Here is a 23,278-nt window from a genome sequence, read left to right as displayed (position 1 = left end):
CGCGTGGCGTTTCATGCAATTGTCGTAGAAAGAACCCAGGCTCGACAGAAGGACCTCATGAACAACGGCGATACCCTGGACAGCACCACCCTCTCCCTGCCGCTGGCACTGTCCGGCGGCGCCCAGGCCACCCTCGGCGATTACGCCGGCCAGTGGCTGGTGCTGTACTTCTACCCCAAGGACAGCACCCCGGGCTGCACCACCGAGGGCATCGACTTCAACGCACTGCTGCCCGACTTCAGGAAGGCGGGCGCGGCCGTGCTTGGCGTCTCCCGCGACTCGGTGAAGTCCCACGACAACTTCTGTGCCAAGCAGGGCTTCGCGTTCCCGCTGGTCAGTGATGCCGACGAAGCGCTGTGCACCGCCTTCGACGTCATCAAGATGAAGAACATGTACGGCAAACAGGTACGTGGCATCGAGCGCAGCACCTTCCTGATTTCCCCCGACAGCCGCATCGTGCAGTCATGGCGCAAGGTCAAGGTCGCCGGCCATGCCGACGCCGTGCTTGCCGAACTGAAGGCCCATCCGTCCAAGTGAGTCCCATCGCCCACTTTGTCCGCCACCACCCTGCCCTGCAGCAGGTCGTGGTGGTTTTTCCCTGTCCGTAACCAGGAACCGATGATGACCCGAGGCAAGCGCATCTACGTGCTGGATACCAACGTGCTGATGCACGATCCCACCGCGCTGTTCAAATTCGAGGAGCACGATGTCTACCTGCCCATGCAGGTGATCGAGGAGCTGGACAACGGCAAGAAGGGCACGACCGAAGCGAGCCGCAATGCGCGCCAGGTCAGCCGCTTCCTCAACGAGCTGGTGCAAGCTTCGGGCCTGGACAACCTGGCCGAGGGCATTCCGCTGCAGCGGCCGCAGGGCCTGCAGCTGCGCGGCAAACAGAGCGTGGGCAAGCTGCGCTTCCAGACCAGTCATTTCGACGCGGGCAAGAGCTTTGGCAAGGTCATCCCGGACAACGCCATCCTCGGCGCGATCCTGGCGCTGAAGGAAGAAACACCGGAAATCCCGGTGGTGTTCGTCTCCAAGGACATCAACCTGCGGATCAAGGCGGCCATCGCCGGCATCGTTTCGGAAGACTACGAGAACGACCGTGCGCTGGACGATTTCAGCCTGCTCTACACCGGCGCCACCGAGCTGCCGGAAGACTTCTGGAAGCGCCACGGCGAGGATCTGCGCAGCTGGAGCGACAAGGGCCGCACCCATTACGAAGTCCTCGCCCAGGAGGGTGAGGAGTGGTACCCGAACCAGTACGTCTACCTGCCGGGCGAAGACGAAGTCGAGCTGCGTGTCAGCAAGATCGTCGGCGATGGCAAGGTGGTGTTGTCCCTGGTCGATGACTTCCGCCACGGCAGCCACGCCGTGTGGGGCATCAGCGCGCGCAACCGCGAACAGAACTTCGCGCTCAACGCACTGATGGACCCGGAAATCGACTTCGTCACCCTGCTCGGCACCGCCGGCACCGGCAAGACCCTGCTGGCGCTGGCCGCCGGCCTGGCGCAGACGATGGACCAGCAGCGCTACCGCGAGATCATCATGACCCGCGCCACGGTCAGCGTCGGCGAGGACATCGGCTTCCTGCCCGGCACCGAGGAAGAGAAGATGACGCCGTGGATGGGCGCGTTGACCGACAACCTGGAAGTGCTGACGCACAACCAGGAAGGCGGCACCTGGGGCCGCCAGGCGACCAACGACCTGCTCGCCAGCCGCATCAAGATCCGCTCGATGAACTTCATGCGCGGCCGTACGTTCCTGTCGCGTTACCTGATCCTGGACGAGGCGCAGAACCTGACGCCCAAGCAGATGAAGACGCTGATCACCCGTGCTGGCCCCGGCACCAAGATCGTCTGCCTGGGCAACGTCGAACAGATCGACACCCCCTACCTGACCGAAACCACGTCGGGCCTGACCTACGCCGTGGACCGCTTCAAGAACTGGCCACACAGCGCGCACATCACGCTGCGTCGCGGTGAACGCTCGCGGCTGGCCGATTACGCGTCGGAGGTGTTGTGAACCGTTGCACCCGTCTGCTGCTGCCATCGATGGCGGTCGCCATCACCACGCTGCTCGGTGCCTGCGCGACCACGCAGGGACCGGCCAGCGTGCCGACCACCGAACGCAGTGGCCAGTCCTGGGTGGTCACCCGCCCGATCATCGCCGCGCAGGTGCTCGACACCTGCTCGCGCCCCAGCCCCGGCCGCGAGGCCGGGCGGGTCAGCGGCTACTGGGCACCGAGCCGGCAGCAGGTGGACCAGCTGGAAGCGAAGCTGTCAGCGCTGGAAACGCAGGTGCCGCATGTCATGGACTTCGATCGCCAGTACGTCGGCATCGAACTGGACGGAAAGCGGGTGATCTACATCAACGCGTTCCACCTGCCTGAAGACAACCGTCTGCGGCCCGCCCGCGAAGCGGTGCGGGTCTGCGATGGTGGCGCGCAGTTCTGGGGCGCGGTCTTCGATCCGGCCAGCGGCACCTTCAACGAGCTGCAGTTCAACGGCGGCTTCGGCGGGCCCTGAGGGCCTGCCATGGGAATCCGCCTGCCCACCTGGGTCTGGATCGGCGCGGTCGCGCTGTCGTGCGTGGCCGGCATGGTCAATGTGGTCGGCTTCCTGGGTTTTGAACACCAGGCGGTCAGCCACATGACCGGCAGCACCAGCCAGCTCGGCATGGCGCTGGCGCAGGGGGATTGGCGCGCCGTCGGGCACCTGTGGGGTCTGCTGATCGCGTTCTCACTGGGCGCGATGGTCAGCGGGCTGCTGATCCAGGACAGCGCACTGCAGCTCGGCCGCCGCTACGGCGTCGCGCTGGCGTTGGAATCACTGCTGCTGCTGGCGGCCATTCCGCTGTTCAAGCAGCATCAGATCTGGGGCGCACTGGCGGCCGCGATGGCCTGCGGACTGCAGAATGCGATGGCCACCACCTTCAGTGGTGCCGTCGTACGCACCACTCATCTCAGCGGCATGTTCACCGACCTCGGCATCGGCCTCGGCCACCTGCTGCGCGGACTGCCGCTGCAGATACGACGCCTGACCCTGAGCGGCCTGATCATCAGCGGCTTCCTTGCAGGCGGCGTCATCGGCGCCTGGCTGTTCGTGCGCTGGCAGTACGACGCCCTGCTCGCCCCCGCCCTGCTGACCGGACTGACCGGTCTGGGCTATGTGTTCTACCAGCAATGGGCACGCTGGCGGCGCTGAGCATGGCGTCACCCACGCATGGCGTGGATCTACGTTGTCCCTCCGATCATTTCCGCGATATCCACGCATGGCGTGGATCTACTGCAGGGAGCCGTCAGAGGCGGGGCGGTGTCGGATTGCGGGGTGTCCGCGCCATGGATGGCGCGGCCAAGCCTACAGGGACGTACTTGCGGCGTCCCCGCAATCCGACACCGCCCCGCCTCCCGCGCAGAAATCCAGAGCCGCTGTTGCTGTTGCTGTTGCTGTTGCTGTTGCCCCGGCTTCTGCGGGTGCCGGGTGCAACCCGGCCGGCACTACCCCCACACTGGGCAGCACGGCACAATCACCGCATGAGCCCGACCACCCCCGCTTCCGCCCTCACCATCGCCGGCTCCGATTCCGGCGGCGGCGCCGGCATCCAGGCCGACCTGAAGGCCTTCGCCGCGCATCGCGTGCACGGCCTGTCGGTGATCGCCGCAATGACCGCGCAGAACACCCGCGGCGTCAGCGCCGTGCACGTACCACCGATCGACTTCCTGCGCGCGCAGATCGAGGCCTGCTTTGACGACTTCGACATCCACGCAGTGAAACTGGGCATGCTGGCCAACGCCGAGGTGATCCACGCCGTGGCCGATGCACTGGAACGCCATCGACCACCGCACGTGGTGCTGGACCCGGTGATGGTCGCCACCAGCGGCGCTCGCCTGCTGGAGGACAGCGCGCTGCAGGCAATGCGCGAACGGCTGCTGCCACTGGCCACCCTGGTCACCCCCAATGCACCGGAAGCGGAGCTGCTGGTCGGCCGCAGCATCGCCAATGGCAACGACGCAGAGCAGGCCGCCGCCTCACTCCTGGAGCTGGGTGCCGGCGCGGTGCTGCTGAAGGGCGGCCACCTGCATGAAGGCAACCGTGTGGTCGACCGTTACTTCGATGGCGTCAGCAGCGAAGAGTTCATCCATGCCCGCCTGCCCTTGGATGCGCACGGCACAGGCTGCACGCTGGCCTCGGCCATCGCCGCGCAGCTGTGCAACGGTCTGAGCCTGGCCAATGCCTGCGAAGCCGGCATCGATTACGTGGCGCGCGGGCTGCAGCAGGGCTATGCGCCCGGCCGCAGTGAGGTGCTGGTGCTGGATCATTTCGGCGCGGCACCGCACGCATGAGCGATTCGCCACGCGCACTCGCCGTGGACAGCGGCGATGGCCACCGTTACGAGGTCATCGCCTGCGTGCCTGCACAGCCGCTGGCGCGGTTGTTGTGGCTGCCGGCGCTGGGCGTGGCCGCACGCCATTACCTGCCCCTTGCGCAGGCACTGGCCGCCAGGGGCGTGGCGGTCTACCTGCACGAATGGCGCGGCAATGGCAGCAGTTCGCTGCGCCCGTCACGCGCCCAGGATTGGGGCTACCGGCAGATCCTCGACCACGACCTGCCGGCCAGCCAGGCACTGCTCGCCGATGGCGATGCTGGCCAGAACGCGCTGCCATGGATCATCGGTGGTCACAGCCTGGGCGGCCAACTGGCCTGCGTGCACGCCGGGCGCCAGCCGCAGGCATTCGATCGATTGTGGCTGGCCGCCAGCGGTACACCCTTCTGGCGCACGTTCCCGCCACCGCGTGGCTGGTTGCTGCCCCTGATCTATCGCTTCCTGCCATGGATCGCGCGACGCCAGGGCGTGCTGCACGGGCGCCGACTGGGCTTCGGCGGCACCGAAGCACGTGGATTGATCGCCGACTGGGCGCGCGTAGGGCTGAACAATCACTACGCTGCCGTCGGCATGGACGAGGATCTGGACGCGCAGATGGCGCGTGTGCATGGCAGTGCGCAGGCGGTGCTGATGGAACACGATTGGCTGGCGCCTATCGGATCGATGCAGGCGCTGCTGGCGAAACTGCCGAATGTCGCCTCACAGCTGCGCGTGCTTTCTGCGCAGGACCTGGGTACGCGAGCTGACCACTTCGCGTGGATGAAACACCCGGAGGCTGTCGCAAAGGCGTTTTTCATTCAGTTGGGTGAAAATTTTCACAAAAGCGTTGACGACTCGCGCCGACATCCGCATAATTCCGCTCCTGTCGCAGGGCGCCCGTAGCTCAGTTGGATAGAGTACCTGGCTACGAACCAGGCGGTCGGGAGTTCGAATCTCTCCGGGCGCACCACTCGACAGACCTTCAGCATCCGCCGCTGGAAGTGCAGTAAAATATGGCAGTAAGTTGATTGTGTACCGCGCGCCCGTAGCTCAGTTGGATAGAGTACCTGGCTACGAACCAGGCGGTCGGGAGTTCGAATCTCTCCGGGCGCACCACACACGATCAACACAACAAGTTTATGTAATTGGCGCCCGTAGCTCAGTTGGATAGAGTACCTGGCTACGAACCAGGCGGTCGGGAGTTCGAATCTCTCCGGGCGCACCATTACACCGAAACAGCAGGCCTCGGCCTGCTGTTTTTTTTTGTGTTTTTTTCGACAGGGTTGCACCCTGCACCCGCAGAGGCCAAAGCAACGGCAACAGCAGAAGCAGGCATTCCGTGGGTGGCGGGGCGGTATGGGTAGGCAGGACACGCCGTAAACCCATCCTTGGGGGCTCGATGGCGCCATCCATGGCGCCAACGGTCCTGCCTACCCATACCGCCCCACCTCTGACAGATTTCCGCGATCTGGTAGATCCACGCCATGCGTGGATGAATCTCATCGAGATCAAATATTTCGACAATTGAACGAAGAGCATCCACGCATGGCGTGGATCTACGTGTCGACCAAGGTCGACACCCACCAAGAGCAGGCCATGCCATCCGACAGATTGCGGAGGTCTGTCGAAGGCGGGGTGGGTCCGGTTGCGGGGGTGTAAGCGCCATGGATGGCGCGCCCAAGCCTACAGGGACGTACTTGCGGCGTCCCCCGCAACCGGACCCACCCCGCCATCCCACGGAATACCCGCTGTTGCTTTGGCTTTGGCTTTGGCTTTGGCTGTTACCGTTGCTGTTGCTGTTGCCTCTGCAGGTGCAGGGCGCAGCCCTGCCGAACCCTACCCCTCTGCCATCGCCAGCCACCACTGCGCCAGCAGCTCCGGCCGTCGCAGGCGTTCGCGCCACCAGCGCAGGGCCGCGCCATCTTCGCCGGTGCGCCACGCCAGCCAGAAGTTCTCTTCCGGCTTGTGCTCCTCGACCTCGCGGATCACCAGCTGGCCACGTGCCACCGCCGCGCGCGCGCAGGGCTCGGGCAGGAAACCGAATCCCAGCCCCTGGCACTGCAGCTTCAACTTGCTTGCCATGTCCGGCACGGTCAACGTCTCCTGGCCCATCAACAGGCCCACCGTTCGTGGCAGCAGGCGTCGTGCCGAATCGGATACCGCGATCGCACAGTACGGCGCCAACTGCTCGCGGCCCAGCACACCCGGCACGGTCGCCAGTGGATGCTCCGGCGCCACCGCAAACACGAAACCCACGCTGCCCAGCGGCTCGACCACGTAGCCCCCGCCACTGGGACCCTCGCCCGGTGCACCGACCAACAGGTCGGCGCGCCGGTCCAGCAGTGCTTCCCAGGTGCCGGACAACGCCTCGCCAAACAGGCGCAATCGGGTCGGCGCCGCCACCTCACGGAATGCAGCAATATCCGGCCCCAGCAGCCAGGTCGGAAACACCGAATCCACCGCCAGGGTCAATTCCGCCTCCCAACCCGAGGCTACGCGCCGTACCCGCAGTTCCAGCTCCCGGGCCGCTCGCAGCAGGTGCCTGCCCTCCTCCAGCAACGCGCGCCCGGCCTCGGTCGGCTCCGCCCGCGGGCCGATCCGGTCGAACAGCTGCACTCCAAGGTCCTCTTCCAGCTTGGCCACGGTGTAGGAAATGGTCGAGGGCACCTTGTGCAGGGCCTTGCCGGCGCCGGCGAATGAGCCTCGGCGGTCGATCGCGTCCAGGATCTGCAGGGCATCGAGGCTGAGCTTGAGCATTCGAAATTTTCGATGATGGCTGTCAAAACTATCCGTTTTTCAAACCCAAGGTGCAAGCGGATACTTCTCCTCAACGGGAAAACACAGCGGCTGCCAGCCCATCCCGTCCCATCGAAACCATCGAACAAGGAGATTCCATCATGCTGCAGATCCGCAAGAGCGCTACCCGTGGCCTGGCCGAGCATGGCTGGCTGTCCTCGCGCCATACCTTCTCGTTCGCCAGCTACTACGACCCCCGCTATGTGAGCTTCGGCCCGCTGCGGGTCATCAACGAAGACAAGGTGACCGGCGGCCAGGGTTTCGGCACCCACAGCCACAGCAACATGGAGATCGTCTCCTACGTGCTGGGTGGCGCACTGGAGCACAAGGACTCGATGGGCACCGGTTCGGTGCTGCGCTACGGCGACGTGCAGCGCATGAGCGCCGGCAGCGGTGTCAGCCACAGCGAGTTCAACCATTCGGCCACCGATCCGGTGCATTTCCTGCAGATCTGGATCTTCCCGCAGACCGAGAACATCACGCCGTCGTATGAGGAGACCCACTTCACGCCGGAGAGCAAGCGCGGCCAGCTGCGCCTGATCGCCTCGCCGGATGGCGCCGATGGCTCGCTGCACATCCACCAGGATGCGCGCATCTTCGCCACCATCCTCGATGGCGAGCAGAAGCTGCATCACGCCCTGGCTGCCGGCCGCGGCGCGTATGTGCAGGTGGCGCGTGGCCAGCTGCAGGTCAACGGCATCACCCTGGAAGCGGGTGACGCGCTGCAGGTCAGCGACGAGGCACAGCTGACCCTGGAAAACGGCAACGACGCCGAAGTGCTGGTGTTCGACCTGCCGCTGTAACCCACACGCCCGCGATGCCGTCCGGCATCGCGGGCGTGTCATGTGGCAACGCGATCAGAACTTGTACGTCACCGCCAACCGCACGTTGCGCGGCTCGCCCCAGGTGTAGGTGCTGTACCAGCTGAAGATCGTGTAATAGCGCTTGTCCAGCAGATTGTTGACGTTGACGGTGGCCGACAGGCGATCGTTGAACTGGTAGCGCGCCATGGCATCCAGCAGCCAGTACGGCTGGGTGCGATGGACCACCGACGCACCATCGGCCGGGTTGGTGATGGTGCCGAACGTGGAATCCTGCCAGCGCGCGCCGCCACCGACGGTCAGCCCCTGCCAGTCGCCGCGCAGGCGGTAGCTGGTATGCAGGCTGAACTGGTTTTCCGGCTCCAGCGTGGACACCTTGGTCCCGGCCTGGCGGGCGATCTTGTGCGCAAAGCCGCCCTGCACCTGCCAGCCCTCGGCCAGCTGTCCGGACAACTCCAGTTCGTAGCCCTTGGTGCGCACGCCCATCAATCCGCGGTAGGCGATATCGCCGGTCGGCGTCTTGCCACCGGTAGGCTGGGCGAAATTGTCCTGGTCAAGCTGGAACAGCGCCGCGCTGGCATTGAAGCGGCCGTCGAAGAACTCCGCCTTCAGACCCATTTCATAGCTGCGGCCCTCCAGCGGATCCAGCGTCCTGCCCTGTTCGTCGCGCTCACCCTGCGGCTTGAAGATGGTGCTGTAGCTGGCATACACCGAATAGTGCTCGCCGAGGTCGTAGACCACGCCGGCATACGGCACGAACACGCCGGTCTCGCGCGTCTGCGGCGAACGGTAGCTGGCCAGGCGGCTGCCGACGATCACCTTCAACGGGTCAGCCACATCGAAGCGACCGACCACGTACAGGCCGTTCTCGCGGGTCACTTCATTGTTGCCGTAACCGCGCTGCCATTCCGGTTCCGGAATATCCCCCTTCCAGCTGTTGTAGTCGGCAACGGCGGTCGGATAGCCGGGCTGCGGCGAATAACCGGTGTTGGTCCAGCGCTTGCGCGACGCACTGCCGCCGACCACCAGTTCATGCTGACGACCGAACAGGCCGAAGTTGCCGCTCAGGTAGAAGTCGGCAGCGTTGCTGACCGTCTTGCCGACGTACTTGCCCAGCCACAGCGAGACGCCTTCGCCGGTGACCGGATCGGGATTGCCACCGGCCGCACCCGCCAGCGCTGCATCGTAGCCGTTGACCTGGTGGTTGAGCTGCAGCTTGGCCACCCAGTCGTTGTCGAAGGTGTGTTCCAGCGTGGCAAAGCCGGTGCGCACGTACTGGCGCCAGCCACTCCAGCGGGTACCGTTGTTGAACGAGCGCGGCATGTCATTGAAATTGCCCTGGCTGTCCAGCAACGGAATGCCGCCCCAGGTCGAGCCCTTGGGGTCGCTCTCCAGCACGTCGCCGCCCACGGTCAGCAGCGTGCGTTCGCCCAGATCCGCTTCCAGCACGGCATAGCCCACCTTGCTGGTGCGCTGGTAGAAATCCAGATTGGAATGCTTGTCCTGCCAGGCACCTACTGCACGCCCACGCACGCGGCCATCGGCAGTCAACGGGCCGCCGACATCGACTTCGGCACGGTAGTCGTCCCAGCGGCCGACGCCGAGCGTCGCACTGCCGGCAAATTCCTTGCCCGGCTTCTTGCGCACCAGGTTGATGGTCGCGCCGGGATCGCCCATGCCGGTCAGCAGGCCGGTGGCACCCTTGAGCACTTCGATGCGGTCGTAGATCGCGGTATCGCTGAGCGTATTGCCGGCCGAGTAGGCCGAGTCGCGCGACATCGGAATACCGTCGTACTGGAAGTTCTGCACGGCAAAACCACGTGCGTAGTACTCGGTACGCTCACTGTCGTAGGTAACGATGCTGATGCCCGGGGTCACCCGCATCACATCATCGATGCCGTCCAAGCCGAAGTCATCCATCTGCGCACGGGTGATAACGCTGATGGTCTGCGGGGTCTGCCGCGGCGTCAGTACCAGGCGGGTAGCGGTGGCGATGGTGCCCGGCGTGTAGGCGCCGCTGCCTTCGGTGATGGTGCCCAGCTGGTTGGCGGTGACCTGCACGGTCTGCAACGTCTGCGAGGGCGTTTTGCCCTCTTCTTCAGCCGGTGCGGATTGCGCCGAGGCGGCGCCGGCAGCGGCCACTGAGGTCAGCAGAAGACCATGGGCAAGAGCCCTCGCCAACGGGCGACGACGCAGGGAGAGGACGGAAAAACGAACAGGCACGGACGACACGACGGGACCTCCACGAAGGGGTGGGATCCTCTGGCGGCGGCTCGAGGGAAAGGGGGAATGGCGGCCAAGGGCCGCAGGCGCAGGAGTTTACTCTCCTGCGCTTCCGCTGTCGTGGGTGGCGCCCGGGCCTGAGCAGGCGCTGCCCCGTGGCAAACGTCAGCCGTCGACGGACGCCACAGCCTCCAGGATCAGTGCCGCCACCTCGGCCGGATGCGAGGCCAGCGAGGCATGGCTCGCTTCCAGCTGCAGCAGGCGCTTGGGCTGCAGGCGTTCGGCCATGGCCTTCTGGTTCTGTGGCGAGATCATCCGGTCCTGGCTGGAAAGCTGGTACCAGCTCGGCTTGTGCTTCCACGCCGGATCGCTGATTGCATCGCCGAAGGTGCTGGCCAGCGGCGCCTTCTGGGTCACCGCCATCACCCAGCCTTCGTCGGCGCTGAGGTCCTGGCAGAAGCTCTCATGGAACTTGTCGGCACGCAGCCACAGATAGCCATCGCTGTCCGGGGCGAGGTTCGGTGCCGCTTCGGGCAGGTGCTGCTGGGTAATGCCGCCCGGGCTCTCACCACTGTCCGGCGCAAACGCGGCGATGTAGACCAAGCCCTGCACGTTGGGCTGGTTGCCGGCTTCGGTGATCACCGCGCCACCATACGAGTGCCCGACCAGCACGACCGGGCCATCGATCTGGCGGATCATCCGGCGCGTCCGCTCGGCGTCGTTGACCAGCGAGGTCAGCGGCAGCTCGACCGCCTTCACCTGGTCGTGGCCCTTGCGGTGCAGTTCCAGGATCACCTTGGCCCAGTGTGCGGCCCCGCCCCAGAACCCATGGACGAGGAGGATGGTCGGTGTGGTGCTCATGCGCTGATCTCCGGCAGCGGCCGGGCGGAATGCCGACCGTCGGGCTACTTTGCGCAGGCGACGTTAATCCCTGGTGAGGCTTTGGAGTCGGAATTCAGACGTGCGGTTCTGGTGTGCGCTTCAACAGTGCATCGATCTTCCGATACTCCTCGAGCACTGCCAGCCGACCATGTTGCGGGCATAGCGCCGGGAGAAATGTGTCAGCCAACGACAATGCCTCGCCGTAGCACGTTGCCAGCATCGAAAAGTCACCTGTGCGGGCGCACATGGCAGCGAGGTGGAACAGCCGTCCCCGCCCACGGTGCAGCAGAATCAGGCCCAGCATCAACCGAGGCGCGGCGTGGCCATCATGCGCAAGCACATCGGCGGCAAACAGCATGCGTGCCGTGCGCCCATTGCCATCGGCAAACGGATGGATCGACAACAGCACCAGATAGGTGGCCAGTGCCCGCTCGATACCCGACCGTTCCGCATGCCGACGCCGTGCGTTGAACAAGCGCACCGACGCTCGCATGGCCTCCACCGCTGGCGGTGCGCGGAACCGTCGACTGTAGGAATTCTGCGTCACGATCCCAATCCCCTGCATGCGCTGCACCGGGCGCATGCAGGTGATCGTTTCCAGTGCCGTCGATAGCTGCCCCAGCGTGCATGCACTGAGCGCCCGGTCGAGCGACAGTTCGAGTATTCCCTGCGCGTGCAGCCGCTCATGACGTTCCAGGTTCCGCTCAAAAACCTCGGAATGATCAAATGAATCATGCAGCAGCAGAGCGGTTACTACTGGCAACGGACAGGTGATGTCTCGCCGAAGCGGGACATCACACGACAGGCGCAGCTCGGTAAAGGCATCAGCAATCCACTGACTGCTGCAGGTGAAGGTGATATCCATGGCTACTGGCGCTCGTAGATGGTAACCAGCTGGTCTGCGACGCCCGATCGGCTCAGTTGATACAGGTCGTTCCACTGCGCTGCGTTCGGGCGTGGATCCACACTGGGCGGCGCCAACCCCTGCAGTCGAGCATCTTCGGCAAGCGCGCGCAGGAACTCACGAGACTGGATCTGCACCTGCTTCGGTGACGCCATGGCGTCCACGTCGGCCATTACGGTATCCATCAGGTACTGCACGGTGTGATCCCCCAGCGCCAGTGGCACCTCCAGGCGAGCTCGAAGTACGCCGGCACTATCCCGATTCGTAGGTCCAAAGCGCTCCTCGTAGAGCGCGCGCTCGGCAACCGCACCTTGTTGATAGGCATACAAAGCACCATGAGCACCGGCATCGAAATGCTGGCTCATGGCCAGCATGTACTCACCACGCTTCTTGAATGCAGAACCCGCTATCGTCAAAAGCCGCGGATCGCGGGTTCCTGCCAGTTGTCGCGGATCGATCGACTCTGCCTCTGCCAAGTCGGCAGCTTTCGGGTAGTGATGCCGATCCATCCATGCCGCCTCTTCAACCGACAACGCGATCAGACGGGGATCGCCAGCAAAAGCCTCCCGCACCGTCAGTGTGCGCTGCTGCGGTGGTTTCTTCATGGATGCCATGGCTTCGGCGTCACGATGCGCCTTCATCCCCGCCATCGCGTCGCTGTAGGGTTGCAGTAAATGATCCTCATGATCTGCCGATTGCAGCGGATCGACATCCTCCCCGACATATGAATCCAGGAGCCAAAGTCCGCCACCGCAGATCAGGACCGCCAACAGGCTTGCAGCCTTCCAGCTGAACTTCATGGTCAGCTCCCGAACCCGAGATGATCGCAGTAGTTCTTGAAGGCAGCGCTGGATGTACGGCAGGCCGCGTCCATCTGCGACCGGTCATAGGCCGGCTGGGAAGTCCAGGGCTCGATCCACTCCCACTGCAGAAACCTTGCATACGCCGTGGCCTGGCCTATCACGAATACACCTAATGCCGGGAATGCACCGCCGAGCTTCTGCTGCCCATCCGCGATCATGTCCTGCCGAAGACGTTCATCGCACTGATGCTTGTCATTGCCATGGGTTCCGTAGCACATGTCATGCGCATCACAGGCCGCTTTGAACATCGCTCCGAACGCCGCCGCACCGCCCTGCAATGCCCCAGGTGCAACCAGAAAATCCGGCACCGGTACGCCACCCGCCGTGCCACAGCCATTCACCGTCAGAACCGGCGGGTTGTAGAGATCACAGCCATGAGCGTCCCACGCGTAGCCCGGGGCATCGGTACACCATGAGATCTTGTGATACTCATCGCGCGGATCGGACGAACCGTCACCACCGCCCCAGCCACCTCCAACACCACCGCCCCCACCAGGGTTTGGAAGGAAGGGCGGATAGACCCAGCACCCCGAACCCGTGCAGGTACTGGTTCCTGCTATTGCGCCGTCTGCAACGGCGCCGCCTCCCAGCCCAAGAACGCTGGCCACGACCAGCTTCAGCGCGCGCGATGAGTTCATTGACGATCTCCTCCGTGAATGGAAACGCGGTGAGCAGGGATTCCCTGCACCGGTCGCTTCTGCGCGACGGAGAGACCTTAGGAGGTGCTTCGTGGGCCCTGTATCAGGAAATGTCCTTGCTTCCGCCAAGGATTCCGCTCCTGCTGGTGCAAAGCTGGCGGAGGATCACACTTCCATGCGCGCGACATCCGCGCGAGCCGTTGCGTGAGCATCGACGCAGCGCACCGTTGCTGCAGGTACCAACGCAACAATGGCCCGAATGCGTTACTCACAATGGAAAGCCAGAGGAATCACGACGATGCATTCGTATTCGACATTCGATGTCACGCATGGCACTTGCCCGGCGAGCCTGAAAACGTTTTCATGAAGGCGATCCTCTGGAGCCTTCCTCGCGCATGACGCCTTCTTCTCCCCGCGCCCAGCAGCACGCGACCCGCGCTGCCTTCTTCATTCCCGGCTTTGCCACTGCTGCCTGGGCACCGATGGTGCCGTTCGCCAAGGCCAAGGCCGGGTTGTCCGATGCCAGCCTCGGCGGGCTGCTGCTGTGCCTGGGACTGGGCTCATTGCTGGCGATGCCGCTGGCAGGTGCGTTGACCGCGCGGCTGGGCTCGCGCCGCTTGATGATCGCCACCACGGCGTTGATTCTGCTCACCCTGCCACTGCTGACGCTCGCCCCCACGCCGCTGGCACTGGGGGCGACGCTGTTCGTGTTCGGTGCGGGTGTGGGCGCGATGGACTGCACGATGAACATGCAGGCGGTGGCCGTCGAGCGCGATGCGGGCCGCCCGATGATGTCCGGCTTCCACGCGTTCTACAGCATTGGTGGCTTCGTCGGCGCAGGCTGCATGACCGGCCTGTTGGTGCTCGGCACTCCGCTGTGGCTGGCGTCACTGATCGCCGTGGCGGCCATGCTGCTGGTGGCCCTGCTGTCGGCCCCGCACTGGCGCCCGCAGCGCATCCTGCATGATGGCCCGATGCTGGCCGTGCCGCACGGCGTCGTGCTGTTCATCAGCGTGCTCGCCTTCGTGGTGTTCCTGGCCGAGGGCTCGATGCTCGACTGGAGCGCGGTATTCCTGGCCGAAGTGCGGCAGGTGCCGCGCGACCAGGCCGGTGCCGGCTTTGCGGTGTTCACGCTGGCGATGACCGCGATGCGCCTGTTCGGCGATGGCATCGTCGAGCGCCTTGGCCGCACCCGCACCATCGTCATTGGCGGCATCACCGCAGCAGCCGGTTTCGCGCTGGCCACGCTGGTGCCCTCCTTCGCGATGGCACTGGTCGGCTACGTGCTGGTGGGCCTGGGCTGCGCCAACATCGTGCCCGCCCTGTTTTCGATGGCCGGCCAGCAGCGCGCGATGCCGGAGAGCATTGCGATCACCGCAGTCACCACGCTAGGCTATGCCGGCATCCTTGCGGGTCCCGCAGCGATCGGCGCGCTCGCCCACGCCACCAGCCTGGGCTTTGCCTTCCTGTGCGTGGCGGCGATGCTGCTGGGCGTGGCGGCGTCGGCGCGTTCACTGGCCCGCCGCCTGCCCTGAAGGCTCAGCTGCGCGCTGGGGTCTTTGCCGGTGCATCGACGCCGTGCACCAGCCACTCGGCCTGAGCCGGCAATTGGGGCGCTGGGCACGCGGACTTCGGGTGGTGTTCGTCGCGCGCCATCCAGTCATCGACCACCCCGGCCAGCAGGTCCAGCCGCAGCGGCAGGGTGATGTGATCTTCGCCGCGCATCTCGATGTAGTGCGCACGCGGGTTGGCCTGTGCCAGCGCACGCCCCTGGCTGACCGGAATGTGCTGGTCGCCCTGTCCGTGCAGCAGCAGCACGCAGGCACGGGTATCGGCCAGCGCGCGTGCCACGTCCACCTGGTCCAGGTCCACGTCGATGCGGCGGCTGGCGGCGGCCACCACCTGGTTGATGTCCTGGCTGCCGTAGCGCCAGCGTGCATACGAGGCGATGGCCTGTGCCTTCAAGCCTTCCGGCTGCAGGGCCATCAGATGCGGAATCATGGTGCGGATCGCTACGCCGGCATTGGCGAACGATTCCATCGCTACCACGCCGGCCACCTGGTCACCCAGCTTGTCAGCGGTGAACAGTGCGGTGGCAGCGCCATAGGAAACGCCGAACAGGTACAGCGGGCCAGTCACTTCGCCGCGCGCGCGCAGCTCAGCGATAACATCCACCACATCGTCCGATTCATAGGTGCCGTAGCCGGAGGGACCGGCGCCGGACTGGCCATGGTTGCGCAGGTCCAGGGTGACCACGCGGTAGCCCGACTCGGCTAGCTGCAGGGACCACGGCAGCATCGAATCACCGTTCATCATCCAGCCGTGCAGCAGCACCACGGTGCCACGCGGCGCCTGCGCGCGGAACGGTTGCGGTACCGCCAGGCTCAGCCCGGTATCCAGCGGCAGGCCGTTCTGGTGCTGCTGCGGCAGGTAGTGGTAGCGCGCACCATAGTCACCCGGATCGAATGCGCGCCAGAAGATCGGCACGCCATCACGGCCCGCGGCGAAACCATGCCGGTTCGGCAACGCAGCTACAGCGGCGGCGATACGCGGCTGATCAAGCAGGGTCGAAACGCCACCGGGCGCGATCAGGCGATCGCTGAGCGAGGTGGACGAGGCGGTCATCGAAGAAGAGCATGCAGCCAGCCACAGGCCGGCGCACGCCAGCAAAAGCAGCAGCAGGCGCTTCATGGGCAGTCAGGGGAAAAGTGCGACAGCGTGGCAGGTTAGCGATCACGCCCGACGCCATCTATCGCAGCTGGATGACGGGTTGATGACAGCGCAGGATCGATTCAGCTTGTCACAATGTCGCGACCGGCCAAAGCATTGATCCGGATCAATGAACGCCATCGCACGAATGGCCACAGTGCCGGCATGCGCACCTCGTTCAAGCTCGCCATTGCCCTGGCCGCCACATTGGCCGCCGCCTACGGCATCGCCCGCAGCACACCGTACTGGTTCGCCCCACGGCAACAGGCCGAGGTCGATATCCACGACCCGACCCTGATCGAGCAGGGCCGGTATCTGTCACGTGCCGCCGACTGCGCCGCCTGCCATACCGCACCCGGCGGCAAGCGCTTCGCCGGTGGGCTTGGCATGCAGACACCGATGGGCACGCTGTACTCGACCAACATCACCCCGGACCCGGATACCGGTATCGGCGCGTACGACTATGCGGATTTCGAGCGCGCGGTGCGGCGTGGCATCCGCCATGACGGCCAGCCGCTGTATCCGGCAATGCCCTACGCCTCGTACGTGATCGCCAGCGATGCCGAGATCAAGGCGCTGTATGCCTACTTCATGGGCGCGGTGCAGCCGGTCCGGCAGGACAACGCCGACAGCACCATTCCGTGGCCGGCCAACATGCGCTGGCCACTTGCCTGGTGGCAGCTGCTGTTCGCGCGCCCGCGCAGTTTCATCCCTGATCCAACCCTGGATGCCGGCCAGCAACGCGGCGCCGAACTGGTCGAAGGCCTGGCCCATTGCGGCGCGTGCCATACCCCACGCGGGCTGGCCTTCCAGGAAAAGGCGATGGCCGATGACGGCAGCCGCCAGTTCCTGTCCGGGTCGGTGCTGGAAGGCTGGTATGCGAAGAACCTGCGCAACGAATCAACTGGCCTGGCCAGCTGGAGCGAAGCCGAGATCGTCGAGTTCCTGCGTTCCGGCCGCACCGATCGTTCCGCGGCCTTCGGCGGCATGGCCGATGTGGTCGAACACAGCACGCAGTACCTGTCCGACGCCGATCTGCTGGCGATGGCGCGCTATCTGAAGCAGCTGCCAGCACGTGAAGGCCGCAGCGCGCAGTGGACGCCGGGCACCGACACCACTACCGCCGCACTGCGCGGCGGCGACTACCAGGTGGCCGGTTCGCTGGCATACGCCGAACACTGCCAGGCCTGCCATCGTGCAGATGGCCGTGGCATGCCACGGGTCTACCCGGCCCTGGCCGGCAACTCCATCGTGTTCGCCGACGATCCCAGCTCGCTGGTGCAGGTGACCCTGATCGGTGGACGCACGCCGCACACCCCGCATGACCGGATGGCATTCACCATGCCGGGCTTCGAGCAGCTGCCCAACGCGCAGCTCGCCGACATCCTCACCTTCATCCGCAACAGCTGGGGCAACCAGGCCAGCGCGGTCAGCGAACTGGACGTGGCGCGCATGCGCCGGGTGGTGCGTGACAAGCCGGTGCATGTGGTCCCGCAGGAGACGGCGCAATGAGACGTTCGAAGAAGCGTTCCAGAGCGTTGGTCGCCAGCGCAGTGGTTGCGGTGCTGCTGGCCGGTGCCGGTACGCTGCTGTACCAGCACCTGTACCCGGACCTGGATGCGGAGGTGGCAAGGACCCTGGACATCCTCGACGGCCACGGCCAGGTGGTGGGCCAGTACCACGTGCCCAGTGCCGAAGAGATCGCCAGCCTCGGCAACGCAGACGCGGTGATGTTCGGCCGTCGCCTGCTCAACGAGACCGCACGCCTGCTGCCGGACAACGTCGGCAACGATCTGAACTGCAATTCCTGCCACATGGCCGAAGGCAAGCGACCTTTCGGCAATCACTACTTCAACACCGGCGGCGGCAGCTACCCGCGCTACATGCCGCGCCCGGGCAGGGAAATCGGTCTGGCCGAGCGCATCAACGGCTGCCTGCAGCGTTCGATGAACGGCAAACCGCTGGCCAAGGATGCACCGGAGATGCGCGCGATGCTGGAATACATGGCGTGGCTGAGCCGTCCGGTACCGGAGGGTGCACGCGTAGCCGCGCCCAGCGAAGGGCCGATCGACAGCACGCTGACGCCGGACCCGATACGTGGGCAGGCGCTGTATGCCGCGCAGTGCGCTGCCTGCCACGGCGACAACGGAGAGGGCCAGCGCGATGCCAGTGGCGATATCGCGTTCCCGCCGTTGTGGGGGGAGCGCAGCTTCAACATCGGTGCCGGCATGGCGCGGTTGTACAAGGCCGCTGGCTTCGTCAAGCACAACATGCCGCCGGCAGTGACCCGTGAACCGCCACTGGGCCAGCAGGTGATGCCCGACCAGGATGCGGTGGATATCGCCAGCTACTTCATCCACCAGCCGCGCCCGGACTTCGCCGGCAAGGCCAAGGACTGGCCACGCGACCCGAAACCGAAGGACGCACGCTACTGAGGAACGCCGCCGGTGTTGCCGGCCGTCACACAACACACTCCCTGCATCTGCGCGTCACCGCCATGTCATCGGCGCTGCCGACACTCCCGGACTTTCCTCCCCTGAAGGTCCGGTTTCGATGCGAACGATTGCGCGCTTTCCCCGTATCTCGCTGCTTGCCCTGCTGATTGCTCCCGCACTGGATGCCCTGGCTGAAGCTCCGCAGGGCGATGCAGCCGATACGCGAAGCGCCGACGCGCGGACCCTGGACCAGGTGCAGGTGATCGGCCAGGCCACCAGCTATGCCAAGACCTCGGTGCGGCAGGAAACCTTGAACCGGCAGACCGTGCTGAGCAGCGTCAATGGCGCGCTCAACGAAGTGCCCGGCGTGGTCGTCAGCGAAGCCGATGCCACTGGCTCGTCGGTCTGGGGCACGCAGATCAGCATGCGCGGCTTCGTCACCAACCGCGATACCCAGCAGATCGGCACCACCATCGACAGCCTGCCCAATGGCGGCTCCGGGTATGGCGGCGGCTCGCTGGCCAACCGCTACATCGACACGCTCGACCTGGAGACGGTAGAGGTGAGCCAGGGCACTGCCGATATCTCCTCGCGCTCGAACGAAGCGCTGGGCGGCACCCTGAACTTCCTCACCAGCGATCCACTGCAGGAACAGCGCCTGCGCATGGTGGTGGGTGCCGGTGACAATGAAGCACGCAAGTACTACGTACGCTACGACACAGGCCTGCTGGGCGGACACACCCGCGCGTGGATCAGCGCATCATCGGCGCGCGTGCATGACTGGATCGATGGCACTGGTCACACCAGCAACGACAACATCGCCGGCAAGTTCATCACCGAGCTGGACCGCTGGACCCTGACCGGCTACCTGTCCTACAACGATGCCGACGAGCCGGAATACACCAGCGTTTCACCGAAGGGCTTCGCCACCAACCCGGACCGGGATGGCCTGGTCGGCACCCTGACCGGCATTCCGTATCTGGACCAGAACTACCGCTCCGGTTCGCGCGCACTGCGCGAGAACACCTTCGGCTACCTGCGCGCGGCCTTCGATGGCGGCAACGGTTTCAAAGCCTCGACGGCTGCGTACGGGCACCGCATGCAGGGCCGCGGTGACTGGCTGCCGCCGTACCTGGCCGATGTCAGCGACGATGGCGCCGGTCGCCCGCAGTCGGAATACCTCGGCGGCAGGACAGTCTACGGCGGCAGCAACCGCGGCCAGATCTACTTCGTGAACCCCGATGGCAGTTCCGCCCAGCGTCTGGCCAACTGCACGCCGCGACTCGGCTTCAGCGCCGAGTACGACCCCAACTGCTACGCCGGCAATGTGCAGGGCGCGCAGTCCTACCGCCATTCCCACTACGACAACGATCGCATGGGCGTCACCGCCGACGTCGAATGGCGGCAGACCTTCGGCGCGATCGACAACACGATCCGCGGTGGCCTGTGGGTGGAGAAGCTCGACCGTTCCGTGCGCCGCGACTGGCACCGCCTGCTCAACGTCGGCCAGGACATCGCCTTCGACCACCAGCCCTACTGGGTGCAGTTCGAAGACAAGTACAAGGTCGATGAGCAGATGTACTACGTCGAGGACGTGGCCCGCTTCGGCCCGTTCAGCGCACGCCTCGGCGTGAAGCAGTTCTTCGTCGACCAGTCGCGTCGCCGTGTGATCGGCGCCGCCGAGAATGTGAAGTCCGATTCGAAGTCCGATCCGCTGCTGTCCACCGGCTTCACCTGGGCCCCGGGTGTGGAGGGCATGGAGCTGTTCGCCGGCTACTCGCAGAACTTCGCCGCGATCCCCTCCGGCGTGCTGGGTGAAACCGATCCGCAGCGCTTCCGCAACGTCGAACCGGAAACCGCCGACAACATCGAACTGGGCATGCGCATCAGCCGCTGGCCGCTGACCGCCTCGGTCACCCTGTACAACATCAAGTTCGACAACCGCATCGTCTACCTGCCGGCCGGTCTGGTCAGCGGCATCGACTACCTCGGCGAGACCGATGGCGTCTACGAGAACTTCGGCGGCGTGGAGAGCAACGGCCTGGAAGCAGCCTTCGGCTACGGCTGGGACAATGGCTGGCGCATCAATGCCGCCTACACCTACAACCGCTCCAAGTACCTGGGCAGCGGCAACGACGCGCGCGACAAGCAGCTGGGCATCGTCGACAGCGCCAAGGTGATCGGCCAGCCCGAGCAGATCCTGGTGGTGTCGGCCGACTGGCAGGGTGAGAACTGGAACTTCGGCCTGTCCGGTCGCTACCTCGGCGAGCGCTACCTGGATGCGGCCAATGTCAACAAACTGCCTTCGGCCACCGTGTTCAACGCCAACATCGGCTTCGACCTGCAGGGCCTGTCGCCGCGCCTGAAGGGTATGGGCGCCAACCTGGTGGTGAGCAACCTGACCGACAAGCGCTATCTTGCAGGGGTGGACGGACGCGACAACGCCTTCATCGGCGCCCCGCGCACCGTCGGCATCTCCTTCCGCGTGGACTTGTGAGTGTGACCCTGTGACCGATACCGGCCGACGCCGACTGTTGCAGGCCGGCGTCGCCGCCGGCCTTTCGCCGCTGCTGCCCAGCATCGCCCGGGCAGCAGTGATCGCCCCTGCTTCGCGCACGCGCAGCTTGCAGGACCTGCAGCACATCGTGGTGTTCATGCAGGAGAACCGTTCGTTCGACCACTACTTCGGCACCCTGCCGGGCGTACGTGGTTTCGGCGACCGCTTCGTTGCGCCGGCATCACCGCTGCCCGGTGGCGACCGCCCGCGCAGCCTGTGGCTGCAGCCCGATGCCAGCGGCCAGCGCGCGATCGCCCCTTTCCCATTGGATACCGCTGCGCACTTCGGCTACATGCGGGTGGAAGGCACGCCGCACACCTGGCCGGATGCACAACAGGCGTGGGACCACGGACGCATGGCGCACTGGCCCAAGGCCAAGCAGAACCATTCGATGGGCTACTTCCAGCGCAGCGACATGCCGTTCCAGTTCGCCCTGGCCGATGCGTTCACCCTCTGCGATGCCTACCACTGCGCGATGCAGGCCGGCACCAACCCCAACCGCGTGTTCCTGTGGACCGGCCACAACGATGCCCAGGCCCGCGCAGGCGGCCCGGTGATCGCAAACTCGCACGACAATTTCCCCGAGCAGGGCGGCTATCCGGAGTCGTATCGCTGGACCAGCTATGTCGAGCGATTGCAGCAGGCCGGTGTGTCCTGGCAGATCTACCAGGACATGGCCGACAACTTCACCGACAACCCGCTGGCCGGGTTCGAGGCCTTCCGCCAGGCGCACCGCGGCGACCCGGGGCATGACCCGGAGCTGCGCGCACGCGGCGTCAGCACCCGTGGCCTGGCGCAGCTGCGCGAGGACGCGATCAGCGGCCGCCTGCCGCAGGTCAGTTTCATCATCGCCGATGCGGCCGGCAGCGAGCATCCGGGGCCGTCCAGCCCCGCGCAGGGCGCCGCCTATACTGCGCGCCTGCTTGATGCATTGACCGCCGATCCCGAGGTGTGGAGCCGCACCGCCCTGCTGTTGATGTTCGATGAGAACGATGGCTTCTTCGACCATGTACCGCCGCCGGCACCGCCCTCTCCGCTTGGCGATGGCTGGGCCGGTGCATCGGCGGTCAGCACCGAGGGCGAGTACCACCGCAACCCGGCACCGGGCGACGGGAAATACGATGCCGCCGAGCTGCGCGGCCGCCCCTATGGTCTCGGCCCGCGTGTCCCGTTGTATGTGATTTCGCCGTGGAGCCGTGGCGGCTGGGTCGACTCGCAGGTCTACGACCACACCTCGGTGCTGCGCCTGATCGAGCGTCGCTTCGGCGTGGCCGCACCGGACATCTCGCCGTGGCGGCGTGCGGTCTGCGGTGATCTCAGCAACGCCTTCGACTTCGCCCAGCGCGACACGCGCCCCTTCGTCAAGGCGCTGCCGGATGTCACCGCCGTCGCAGCGCGCGCCGCCGCCCTGCCCGGCCGTACCGTGCCTGCGCTGCCCGATGGCCTGCATCCGGCCCGCCAGGAGCCGGGCGTGCGTCCGGCGCGGGCACTGCCCTATCGGCCGCAGGTGCAGGCCACGTCGATGGATGGCGAGGGCCTCACCCTGCAGCTGGCCAGCGATGGCGCCACGGCCGTGCTGCATGTCTACGACCGCTTGCAGCTGGACGCCATCCCGCGCCGTTACACCGTAGTACCGGGTGCCCCGTTGCAGGATCATTGGCCGCTGGATGCACAGGGTCGTTACGACCTCTGGCTGCTGGGGCCGAATGGGTTCCATCGCCACTATCGCGGCGCGGGCACGCTCGCGCCGCTGTATGCACAGGTGGAACGCGCGGACGGCCAGCTGCGGCTGGTGCTGCGCAATCCATCGCCTTCAGCGCGCAGGGTCAAGGTGCAGGGCGGCGCCTACGCGGGCCACATGCCGGTACAGGAACTGCAGCTGGTGGCCGGCGCGGAAACCGTACTGGCCTGGGACCCGACACCGACCGCAGGCTGGTACGACCTGATCGTGCGCTCGGAGGGCGTCGAGCAACGCTTGGCCGGCCGTGCCGAAGATGGCCGTCCTGGTACGAGCGACCCCGCCATGGGCACCGCACCGTTGCGCTTCGAACACGGCTGAAAGTACTTCCGTAGCCCCGGGCGCTTGCC

At 65.6% G+C, this 23,278-nt stretch carries 19 protein-coding genes and 3 tRNA genes; 15 read left to right on the top strand and 7 right to left on the bottom strand.

Annotated features, from left to right (window positions below; all coding sequences use genetic code 11):
* The first annotated feature begins 57 nt into the window (after positions 1–57).
* The 9 genes from QP457_RS08535 (at position 58) to QP457_RS08495 (ending at position 5,587) form a co-directional block, all read left to right on the top strand.
* The gene (locus QP457_RS08535) at positions 58–537 is read left to right on the top strand and encodes a peroxiredoxin (RefSeq protein ID WP_205404702.1); all 480 of its coding nucleotides are present in this window, start codon (positions 58–60) and stop codon (positions 535–537) included.
* An 84-nt stretch (positions 538–621) separates the two neighbouring features.
* The gene (locus QP457_RS08530) at positions 622–2,022 is read left to right on the top strand and encodes a PhoH family protein (protein ID WP_099820128.1); all 1,401 of its coding nucleotides are present in this window, start codon (positions 622–624) and stop codon (positions 2,020–2,022) included.
* Complete coding sequence (locus QP457_RS08525; RefSeq protein ID WP_180167560.1) at positions 2,019–2,525, top strand: hypothetical protein; 507 nt, start codon at positions 2,019–2,021, stop codon at positions 2,523–2,525. Before QP457_RS08530 ends, QP457_RS08525 begins: the two co-directional genes overlap by 4 nt.
* Positions 2,526–2,534: 9 nt before the next feature.
* Entirely contained in the window at positions 2,535–3,203 is a 669-nt protein-coding gene (locus QP457_RS08520; protein WP_180167561.1) for a YoaK family protein, read from the top strand.
* Positions 3,204–3,532: 329 nt separating this feature from the next.
* Positions 3,533–4,342: a bifunctional hydroxymethylpyrimidine kinase/phosphomethylpyrimidine kinase gene (gene thiD / locus QP457_RS08515; RefSeq protein ID WP_205404703.1), complete on the top strand. Its 810-nt coding sequence runs from the start codon at positions 3,533–3,535 to the stop codon at positions 4,340–4,342.
* Positions 4,339–5,265 (top strand): alpha/beta fold hydrolase, encoded by a 927-nt coding sequence (locus tag QP457_RS08510; RefSeq protein ID WP_205404704.1) that lies wholly within the window; start codon positions 4,339–4,341, stop codon positions 5,263–5,265. Before thiD ends, QP457_RS08510 begins: the two co-directional genes overlap by 4 nt.
* Positions 5,256–5,332 (top strand) — tRNA-Arg (locus tag QP457_RS08505). Before QP457_RS08510 ends, QP457_RS08505 begins: the two co-directional genes overlap by 10 nt.
* Positions 5,333–5,401: 69 nt before the next feature.
* A tRNA-Arg gene (locus tag QP457_RS08500) sits at positions 5,402–5,478 on the top strand.
* Positions 5,479–5,510: 32 nt separating this feature from the next.
* Positions 5,511–5,587 (top strand) — tRNA-Arg (locus tag QP457_RS08495).
* Positions 5,588–6,198: 611 nt separating this feature from the next.
* On the opposite strand, the gene QP457_RS08490 is transcribed toward QP457_RS08495, so the two are convergent.
* Positions 6,199–7,119: a LysR family transcriptional regulator gene (locus QP457_RS08490; protein ID WP_205407010.1), complete on the bottom strand. Its 921-nt coding sequence runs from the start codon at positions 7,117–7,119 to the stop codon at positions 6,199–6,201.
* 140 nt (positions 7,120–7,259) lie between these two features.
* On the opposite strand from QP457_RS08490, the gene QP457_RS08485 reads away from it, so the two are divergent.
* Complete coding sequence (locus QP457_RS08485) at positions 7,260–7,961, top strand: pirin family protein (protein ID WP_099820122.1); 702 nt, start codon at positions 7,260–7,262, stop codon at positions 7,959–7,961.
* A 54-nt stretch (positions 7,962–8,015) separates the two neighbouring features.
* On the opposite strand, the gene QP457_RS08480 is transcribed toward QP457_RS08485, so the two are convergent.
* The 5 genes from QP457_RS08480 to QP457_RS08460 all read right to left on the bottom strand — a co-directional run bounded on the left by QP457_RS08480 (position 8,016) and on the right by QP457_RS08460 (position 13,489).
* Positions 8,016–10,211: a TonB-dependent siderophore receptor gene (locus QP457_RS08480; protein ID WP_205405288.1), complete on the bottom strand. Its 2,196-nt coding sequence runs from the start codon at positions 10,209–10,211 to the stop codon at positions 8,016–8,018.
* Positions 10,212–10,367: 156 nt separating this feature from the next.
* Positions 10,368–11,063: an alpha/beta hydrolase gene (locus QP457_RS08475; RefSeq protein WP_180167566.1), complete on the bottom strand. Its 696-nt coding sequence runs from the start codon at positions 11,061–11,063 to the stop codon at positions 10,368–10,370.
* Positions 11,064–11,157: 94 nt separating this feature from the next.
* Entirely contained in the window at positions 11,158–11,949 is a 792-nt protein-coding gene (locus tag QP457_RS08470; RefSeq protein WP_205405289.1) for a Fic family protein, read from the bottom strand.
* Positions 11,950–11,951: 2 nt separating this feature from the next.
* Positions 11,952–12,788 carry a hypothetical protein gene (locus tag QP457_RS08465; RefSeq protein ID WP_205405290.1) on the bottom strand — a complete coding sequence of 279 codons (837 nt, stop codon included), beginning with the start codon at positions 12,786–12,788 and terminating at the stop codon, positions 11,952–11,954.
* A gap of 2 nt (positions 12,789–12,790) precedes the next feature.
* Positions 12,791–13,489, bottom strand: coding sequence for a hypothetical protein (locus tag QP457_RS08460; protein WP_205405291.1), 699 nt, complete (start codon positions 13,487–13,489; stop codon positions 12,791–12,793).
* A 395-nt stretch (positions 13,490–13,884) separates the two neighbouring features.
* On the opposite strand from QP457_RS08460, the gene QP457_RS08455 reads away from it, so the two are divergent.
* Positions 13,885–15,024 carry an MFS transporter gene (locus tag QP457_RS08455; RefSeq protein WP_205405292.1) on the top strand — a complete coding sequence of 380 codons (1,140 nt, stop codon included), beginning with the start codon at positions 13,885–13,887 and terminating at the stop codon, positions 15,022–15,024.
* 4 nt (positions 15,025–15,028) lie between these two features.
* Here QP457_RS08455 and QP457_RS08450 read toward each other — a convergent pair whose 3' ends face one another.
* Positions 15,029–16,180: an alpha/beta fold hydrolase gene (locus tag QP457_RS08450; protein WP_205405293.1), complete on the bottom strand. Its 1,152-nt coding sequence runs from the start codon at positions 16,178–16,180 to the stop codon at positions 15,029–15,031.
* A 183-nt stretch (positions 16,181–16,363) separates the two neighbouring features.
* Between QP457_RS08450 and QP457_RS08445 the strand changes: the two genes are divergently transcribed.
* The 4 genes from QP457_RS08445 to QP457_RS08430 all read left to right on the top strand — a co-directional run bounded on the left by QP457_RS08445 (position 16,364) and on the right by QP457_RS08430 (position 23,249).
* Positions 16,364–17,710 carry a cytochrome c gene (locus QP457_RS08445; protein WP_205405294.1) on the top strand — a complete coding sequence of 449 codons (1,347 nt, stop codon included), beginning with the start codon at positions 16,364–16,366 and terminating at the stop codon, positions 17,708–17,710.
* On the top strand, positions 17,707–18,633 hold the full coding sequence (locus QP457_RS08440) for a c-type cytochrome (RefSeq protein WP_205405295.1): 927 nt from the start codon (positions 17,707–17,709) through the stop codon (positions 18,631–18,633). The genes QP457_RS08445 and QP457_RS08440 overlap by 4 nt, the downstream gene beginning before the upstream one ends.
* Before the next feature lie 118 nt (positions 18,634–18,751).
* On the top strand, positions 18,752–21,130 hold the full coding sequence (locus tag QP457_RS08435) for a TonB-dependent receptor (RefSeq protein WP_205405296.1): 2,379 nt from the start codon (positions 18,752–18,754) through the stop codon (positions 21,128–21,130).
* Positions 21,131–21,140: 10 nt separating this feature from the next.
* The gene (locus tag QP457_RS08430; protein ID WP_205405297.1) at positions 21,141–23,249 is read left to right on the top strand and encodes a phospholipase C, phosphocholine-specific; all 2,109 of its coding nucleotides are present in this window, start codon (positions 21,141–21,143) and stop codon (positions 23,247–23,249) included.
* Positions 23,250–23,278 lie beyond the last annotated feature (29 nt).

It is taken from the genome of Stenotrophomonas sp. As-7 (genome assembly GCF_030291015.1).
Lineage (GTDB): Bacteria > Pseudomonadota > Gammaproteobacteria > Xanthomonadales > Xanthomonadaceae > Stenotrophomonas > Stenotrophomonas lactitubi.
The sequence above is the reverse complement of the archived record's forward strand: the minus strand, read 5'-3'. Positions and strand labels throughout refer to the sequence as shown.